Annotated in this window: 4 protein-coding genes; all 4 read right to left on the reverse strand. The window is 52.9% G+C overall.

Annotated elements, in window-relative coordinates:
* Positions 1-208 precede the first annotated feature (208 nt).
* Positions 209-907 carry a hypothetical protein gene (locus HMPREF1628_RS08480; protein WP_016444799.1) on the reverse strand — a complete coding sequence of 233 codons (699 nt, stop codon included), beginning with the start codon at positions 905-907 and terminating at the stop codon, positions 209-211.
* Positions 908-953: 46 nt separating this feature from the next.
* Positions 954-6,209, reverse strand: coding sequence for a DUF6531 domain-containing protein (locus tag HMPREF1628_RS08485; protein WP_034511095.1), 5,256 nt, complete (start codon positions 6,207-6,209; stop codon positions 954-956).
* A 290-nt stretch (positions 6,210-6,499) separates the two neighbouring features.
* Positions 6,500-6,781, reverse strand: a complete 282-nt coding sequence (locus HMPREF1628_RS08490; RefSeq protein WP_034511098.1) for a pyrophosphorylase — start codon at positions 6,779-6,781, stop codon at positions 6,500-6,502.
* Positions 6,782-7,400: 619 nt separating this feature from the next.
* Positions 7,401-8,105, reverse strand: coding sequence for a hypothetical protein (locus HMPREF1628_RS08780; protein ID WP_084703345.1), 705 nt, complete (start codon positions 8,103-8,105; stop codon positions 7,401-7,403).
* Between the last annotated feature and the right edge of the window lie 121 nt (positions 8,106-8,226).

Below are 8,226 nucleotides of genomic sequence, written 5' to 3' on the forward strand. Positions count from 1 at the left end.
CCAACGGGAATTCCGTAGAGCAGCATCGCCAGAGCTCGGTGGTAAACACGTGGTTCGTCAGGTCGTAGATTCTTTTTGCGTGACTTACCCGATCGGGATTCGTCCCCTTGTGACTGGGGCGCGTTAGGGTCGGTCTCAAAATGTGCTGGGGCGATCATCTGTTGGTTTCTCTCAAAGTGCGAAGTGTCTCCGTTGTTGGGCGGAAACATCACCTAATTTCGTCGTGAACTTGTGCATTCACTGGTGGTAGCACAAGAGCATTTAGCTTTGCTAGGTCTTGCGGATGGGAGTCGTAGTATTTGCGGTGGTTGTCGTAAGCACTCCAGGCAAGGTCATTCCGTGTTAGTTGCGCTACGTCTTCCCAGTTGGGATCCTCTGGGGACACTCCGTCCAGTTCAAACCGGCGATGTTGGAGTTCTTCGAGTAGGCGTATGAACGCCAGTGTGTAATCGAAGCGGTTATAGTCCAGGTTGATCTTCTTGTCAGCGTCGTAGATCTTGTAGCGCGCATTTACAGGTTGCACACCAAAGGCCCTGACTTCATCGAAACGGACTTCCTTGTAGTATATTTGCCCGAACTTAGACCATAGCTTTTCCTGGTCCACTCCGTAGCGACGAAACAATCCCATCGAGGCCATCCATAGCGTAAGAAGCATAGTTAGGATCGGCACGAAAACAGCGTAGGGATCGTCGTGTTCTCCGCGAAAGTAGCGTGGCGTCATAACCGAAATAATGATCAACATCACGATGGTTCCCGGAATTCCTACGCCAGCCAGGATCGCTGCCTGGTTGAACACTCTCGGCTGTTGCGGGTGTTTGCTCATCTTCCGCAAAGAGCGCGGTAGAGACTTTCCATAATTCTGATAGGGAATGTTGAGTTCGGGCCCAAACTGCATTGGCTCAATCATTGAATGATCTTTCTATTGGCGGCGTCTAACGCCTCTGTTGCTCTAGTTACTTTTCTTGCGCACCGTAGCTGACTATTTCATCATTTACATATTTGAAGGTCTCTGCTCCAACTTTGACGGAATTTTCTGCAACCTTGCCTTCTAGACCAGGGAATGGTCGTAGAGAAACATCTTCGGGGAGCATACCTGCCTTGAAAATTTCACTAGTCATGGCAGTGCCTGCATTGACCGCACCCACTGCATTCGCGGTTCCCCAGCCTCCCCACGAGAAGTTCTTATTTTCGTCAACCAATACTTCGGTTACATATCCTGCATTGGCTCCAACCATTTCACCCGATGCGCTACCCACGACACTTCTTGCAGCGTTGGCTAGCGCAACATCGGAAGAATTTCGTGCCGCTATTTCCACTGCAGCGTGGTATTGAGATCTACCGTTCAACTGTGACCAGAAACTGTTAGTTGCATTTCGTACTGCTTTGTCCGTACTTGTCGCAACTACGTCCTCGATGGCTGCGCTACCTCTAGCCATGTTTCCGGTGATCAGATTTGAAACTCCGTATGAAAAAGCTCCTGTAACTGCGCCAACGGTTGCTGAGATTCCGACCTGTCCCCAGTCAATTGTGCCAGTTGAGGCTTTCTGCGTAAGCATCGAAGTTCCTCCAGCCATCAGACCGCCAGCTAGTGCTCCTGCCACGAGGATTCCGCCGACCCCTGTGGCTGCAAGCCCGATGCCCACTCCGATAACGACAACCGCAACACCGTATTCCCAGTTGTTGGCGACAAAGTCACCAATCTGCCCAAGCGGTGTCTTGTTACGGTTTTGGTTGTAGGCCGTGAGAGCACCGATGTCTGCATCTGTAATCGGACTTAGTCCGTAGGGGTCAGCCAAGTTGAGTGGAGTGTTGGCCGCAAAGTTATACAGATTTGATGCCCACAGCACTGCCGGAGGAGCTACGGCGGGATCTTGGGTTAGGAACGAAGCCGTATTGGGATCGTAGAATCGAGTCCCCATCCATTCCAGACCAGCAATAGCGATTGCTCCACCGGCAGTCAGTTGTGCATGATCGGGCAACTGCGGGTGCAAACTAGCAAGAGACCTGCCGTATGGATCCAGCGGATTTGTGATGCTTTGAGGGCGCCATGCACTTGCAGAACCGTCGATGCCCAGGGTTACTCCGGGTAGCGGAAGCAAAGGGGCACCGGCAACGCTAGACAGACTCGGTATAGCGGCTGCGGCATCCCACTGAAGGCTGGTCTCGTTAATGCTCGTCAGGTGACCAAACGTATTGACGTGTGTCTTGATCGTTGCGATGTCACCATCTTGCTCGATGGTAAGTCCTGTTAGATATCCGCGATCATCCCACTGGAAGCGTGTGGTTTCCTGGTCTGTGGCTACACTGACTCGCTGTCCAACGCCGTCGTACTCGAATCGAGTAGTCGCACCACCTGGCAGGTGTGCGGCGACTAGCTGACTTGCTGCGTCATATTCGAAGCTAGTGGTTTCGCCACGGTGTGTGGATTCAACCAGGCGACCTGCCGGATCGTACTTCCATGACCTGTGCTCACCGTTGGTTGCGGAAAGTTCAACTAGCTGTCCAGCATCATCGTAAGAATATGAAATCCGCTGAGTAGGCGTCGTGATAGCAGTCACCCGGCCGAACGCGTCGCGCTCAATGCGAGTAGTGTCCTCAACTCCGTCCTCGCCGGTATGAATGTGGCGAGAGATGAAACCGTCCTCATACTGCCAAACGTTCTTGACTGCACTAGTTTCAAGGCCCGTTAGCCTTCCCTCGAGGTCGTAGGTCAGCGATGCAACCCCAAGATCCGAATGGGCCAGAGATGTGAGCTCCGCGCGATCATTGTGGAAATACTGGATCTCAGATCCATTTTCAGTCCGGTAGAAGGTGCGTTCACCGTCTCGGTTGTATTGCCACTCCGCACGATTTTCGTGTCCGTTTGCTTCTGTGACCTTAGAAACTAGGTTTCCTAGGCGGTTGAATTTCAGTACATGGGTTGTTTCGGTTTGGCCGTCGGTGTGGTCAACAACTGTAACAGCACGTGAAATGGGATCGTAGGCGATCTCGGTCAGTTGCTGATCGTTGGCGAAAGTACCTTCGAGCTTGCCGTTAGCGTTGTAGGCAAACGAGAGCGTTGAACCATCAGCATGCGTCTGTGAGGTTTGACGTCCCGACGCATCATACGTCGCAGTAGTTGTGCGACCTAGTGGATCTGTAACAGAGGTGACTTTGCCGATTTTGTTGTAAGTCCGTGTCGTCACACCACCGAGCGGATCAGTGGTCTTAATGACTTGTCCACGCTCGTTGTACTCGTAGTGGGTAGTTCCGCCCAGACCGTTCGTAGCCTTGATCAACTGGCCGGCCGCGTCGTAAGCGAAGCGGCGAATGCCGGTAAGTAGATCCTGGTGGAAGGTGACTCGACCGCACTTGTCATAGGCCCAGCGGGCCTTTCCCTGTCCGGAAACAACGGCCTCAACCAGACGGTCGCAACGATCGTAGGTGTATGAGGATTCTTCACCTTCAGGGTTGATGCGCGAAATCAGACGGGAATCAGCGTCGTAGATGAAACGCGTGGCACCACCGTTAGGTCCGACCATTTGCGCGAGTCGACCGCATGAGTCGTAGTCGTACTTGGTGGCGTAACCCTCTGGGGAGGTGATCTGAATGATGCGACCGGTAACGTCACGGTCAATCTTCGTGAGACCACCGTCAGCATCCAGTAGCTCGACCGGTTGGCCGGTTTCATCGTAGGTAACGATTTCAGCATCGCCAGCAGGGTCAGTTGTCTTAACCGGACGTCCGTATTCATCGAATTCGACAACGCCATTGGAACTACCATCGCTGTTTCGGAACGAGGACGCTCCTGAGGCTGAGGTACCAATAATTTGAGTGCTTACCCCGGTGGGATCAGTTACCCCGGTGGGGTTTCCAACGACATCCCACTCCTGCTGCCACGTGTTACCCGCTGGATTGGTTACCGACAGCAACCTTGACAGCGCGTCGTGCTCAAAAACATACTGTGTACCGTCGGGCAGTGTCAGAGCACTAACGTTGCCCAAGTCGTCAAACTCACGCTCAGTCACACGACCAAGCGGATCAATAACTTTGCTTGGCCTGCCGTGCTCACCGTACTCAAAACTGGTTTTTGCGCCGTACGGGTCAATCGATGCAGTTACGCGACCACTAGAGTCGTACTCGAACTTCCAAGTCGCACCCTCGGGATCGCGACGGCTCACAATGTTGCCCGCATCGTCGTAGTCAAACTTCGTCGCGTGGCCTAGCGGCGTAATGGATTCAACCACACGGCCGGCGATATCACGGATCAGGCGCGTAGTGTCGCCATTGGCGTTCGTGGAGCTTACGAGTTCACCAAACTCGTTGTACTCAAGAGAAACTTCTACGCCAGTTGGGCCGACAATCCGGCGGAGTAGGTCCGCGTCCCACTCGAAGCGCGCCACGCCACCCTTCGGATTGATGATTCGTGAAGGATTTCGATCGGCATCAGCGTCATATTCATACCTGACGATCGAGCCGTTCTCCGCCATCACCATTGTCAAGCGATCAAGTTCATCCCACTCGTAGTGCAGTTCGCCACCCGTGGGCAAAAGAGTCCGAACTTCGTGGCCGCGATCATTGTAAAAACGCGTCGTTGTCGCCCCTGCACGGTCAACGCTGCGAATCAGGTTTCCGTGACGGTCGTAGGACATGGATTGGCGCTGGTCATCACTGTCGATCACACCTACCGTGCGACCTTGGTTGTCGGCAATCCAAGTGTTCGAACGGCTGCCGTCCATGTCGGAAACAACAGTGATATTGCCCTGCAGATATGCGTAGCGGCTAGTGCGCCCAAACTCGGATTCTTGAGATCGAACCCGTCCCAGATCATCGTAAGTATTAATCAACTCGACGACGCCAGCGTTAGAAACCACCTTGTAAAGCAGTTCAGCTTCGTCGTGATAGTAGGAGCGCCTTCCCTGCGCCGAAGTCACCCCAACGAGGTGCTCGCCCTCGTAAACGTATTCAACCCTGCGTCCATCGCTTGCCTTTGCAACAGCGACGCGACTATCAATATATTCGAGGTCGATCCTGCGGCCACGCTCATGCTCAAGCGCTGTGACAAAACCCGCTCGGTCACGTTGCAAACGCACCGTGGTTCCAGGCCCTGACGAAATCGCTACCAGATCACCGGAGGCCGTGAATGTCCAGGTATTGCCGGAGTTGTCACTCACGAGCCACTGCTTAGTGTCACCGCCGATGCCTTCTAGCCAATAGGACTCACGGCTTGCGCGGACCTTGTCGGCCCCATCAGGAACGGAAAAGTAGACGTAGCGGCCATCTTCACGAACCCATTGGATGCCGTCGGGAGAAGTCGTAATTCGCTGGTCTAGTATCGAGGACCAGCCAATACCAAATACGCCGATCTCAGTGGCGTCCGCTTCGTCGCGGACCTGAGCCAGCGCCAGGATCGAGTTGTACATCCTTTCCAGGCCAAGGTTTTTCGCCTGGGCGAATACTAGGTCGGATTCGGGTTCGATGAAGTTACCGGTTGCCGTGTTAATTGGGTCGTCTGCGTATCCAGTTGTTTGAGTCATACCGAGAAGCGCAAACTTTGGAATATCGATGTGCTGACGGTCGGCATTGGCCCCACTAGCAGTAATAGCCTGGGCAAGAGCCTGGTTTGAAAGCGTGACAACGGCACCTTCGGAACCGGCCGCGACAAAGGCGTTCGCAATTGCCTCGATCCACTTGGCGTCTTCGCGGTTCCACTCGTTGTACTTGCGAAGTGAAGTGATGAACTCGGCCATTCCTTGAATAGTTGTGCCGCCGTGATCCTTCCAGGTCCAGCCGGCTTCAAAATCAGAGTAGGCAACATCAAGTTTCTTGATGGGTCCAGCTAGCTCATCGGCATTTACGTTCGCTTTGCTGACGAAAGTCCTGAGGTTTGATGGACGTGCGGAAGATGTTGAACTTCCACCTCCGCCAGAGCCTGGCTGTGGCAAGTCGTGCGGCTTTGGAGTCGTGCGAGAAAAGCTGATTACGGGAGCAGGCCCTGGTTCTAGGTCAGAAGTGTTGATTTCTGGCTCGGCATTCCACCAGTCGTGCCACGTCTTCCAAATTGCAGATTCTCGATTGGCTTCCCATTCGTCGTGTTTACGCTGCCACTCGCGAGCACGGTCAATGCGTGCCTGTTCCTGCTGCGCAGCTTCCTGCGCGTCCTTGAGCCCGGACGCGATGGCTTCTAACGCGGACATCAAGTCATATTGGTCAGTGGAGCGAATGTCCATGTTCCTGTCGAACAGTTCAGAGAAATAGCCAGAGAAATCCTGCCTTGCAGTTCTCGCACCACTGTCAATCCCGGCGCCGGTGCTGGAAAGCCTAGTCCTGAGAGAATTACAGGAGTCGATTAATGTGTCTGAGACAGATTGTTGATTCGGACCCCAAACATCCTTATCAATAGCGCGGGGAGTTGCTGCCATTCTCTTGATCCTCTCGGTGACAAGTGTGTGGTCAGTCTCTTAACTGGTTGGCAATTGGGATAAGAGACTGACCACACCTAGTTGGAATGGGGATACTCTTACTGGCCGCCGCCAGCGGTGAAGATGTTTGTGGAGATCTGCTGCAGCTGACCACGAAGCTCTTCAAGTTCGGTCTTTGCTCGCTCCAGGGCCTGTCGGGTTTCGGGCCAGGTCTGGTCACGGAACTGTTGTGCAAGAGGGCCGTCCCAGACGTTGGGGTCGGACAGGACGCGGCCTTGTGAGTCAAGCTGGCTGATCTGGTCGGTCAGGCCGCCGTTAATGATGGCCTGAATCTGAGAAATGGCAGACTTGGCCTGCTCGGTAGATAGAACGCGAGACATAGAATCTACTCCTAAATTCTTGATGTTGAGTCAGTGCTGATCATTGCCAACTCACCATTGAATGGCGGTCTAGCAATGTCCCTGAGGACAGGGGGTGGTTGGTAGCACTAACGAGAAACATGTAAATCCAGCTCGTGGAGTGGATCACGAATACAGAATACGGAAGCAAATTTCAATCGCCAACGGCTTACCGAGTGGTGGGACGAACTAATCGTTAGGGGTAGCCAAACTTACCAATGCCATGTGATCTGCGCCGTTAGTGCAGGTGAAAACTCCGACACTCTCGCGTTCAGACATAGATTTAGCGAAGAGTCTAAAAGTAGTAACCCGAATGATTCTTGGAATTAACCCAAGGTTCATAATTGGAAGAATAGTCAGATGTGGACATGGCGCGAAGAACCAGAATCATAATCTTTCAGGGGAGATTTGCAATAATTTTCGATGAAGCAAATCTTATTGCGTTTATGTGAGAACAAAAACGCCATGGTTCTGAGTGCTGTGGCTATCGATCTGATTGTTATTCAGCAACAACATTTCAGTCGGCCACATGTGAAATTGGCGCAACACTTGGCCACTTTGACGAGTGTCTCGCCCGGATTTCCATCACTGGATTCGGCTGCTAAGCAGTCGTTTTTGGGTCTGCGGATGACCAGGATCTCTCCGGTGGTAACACCAGTGCGTTCAGTCTGGCTAGGTCTTCTGGATGCGAGTCGTAGTATTTTCGGTGGTCTGCGTAAGAGTTCCAGGCGAGATCGTTTCGCGTCCTTTGTACCTGGCCTTCCCAGTCTGGCTCGTCAGGAGAGACTCCCTCCACTTTGAATTTCCGGTGTTGGAGTTCTTCCAACAGGCGTATGAAGGCCAGGGTGTAGTCGAAGCGTGTGTAGTCAAGGTTGATTTTCTTGTCACCCTTGTACAGCTTGTAGCGTTGGTTTGCCACGCTAATTTTTATGTCTGTGACTTCGTCGAAGCGGACTTCTTTGTAGTAGATGCGGCCAAACTTGGACCATACTTTTTCGTCGTCCACTCCGTAGCGGTGGAAGAACCCCATCGCTGTCAGTGTGTAGCCAAGTATTCCTACTATGACGCAACCGATGATGAGGCCGAGGTCGTCTGCAAAGCCTCGAATATATGCGGGTGTGAGGCCTACGACCATGAACGTCATTAGCAGGCTGATTGGGATTCCTGCACCAAGCAAGATGGGCGCTTGGCTGAATTTTCGAGGCTCTTCTGGGTACTTGCTCATCTTCCGCAACAGAAGAGGTAGGTTTTTTGTATATGGGTACGGAACGTTGTATTCCGGCCCAAACTGCTTCGGCTTAGTCATTGATTATTTTGGCTGTCACTTTTCGCGTTTATGTGTGGCTGAACGAGCGCGTTTAACTTTGCGAGATCCTCCGGATGAGAATTGTAGTATTTGCGGTGGTTGTCATAGGCCTTCCAGGCTA

Origin of the sequence: Actinomyces sp. S4-C9 (genome assembly GCF_000758775.1) — a bacterium.
Lineage (GTDB): Bacteria > Actinomycetota > Actinomycetes > Actinomycetales > Actinomycetaceae > Gleimia > Gleimia europaea.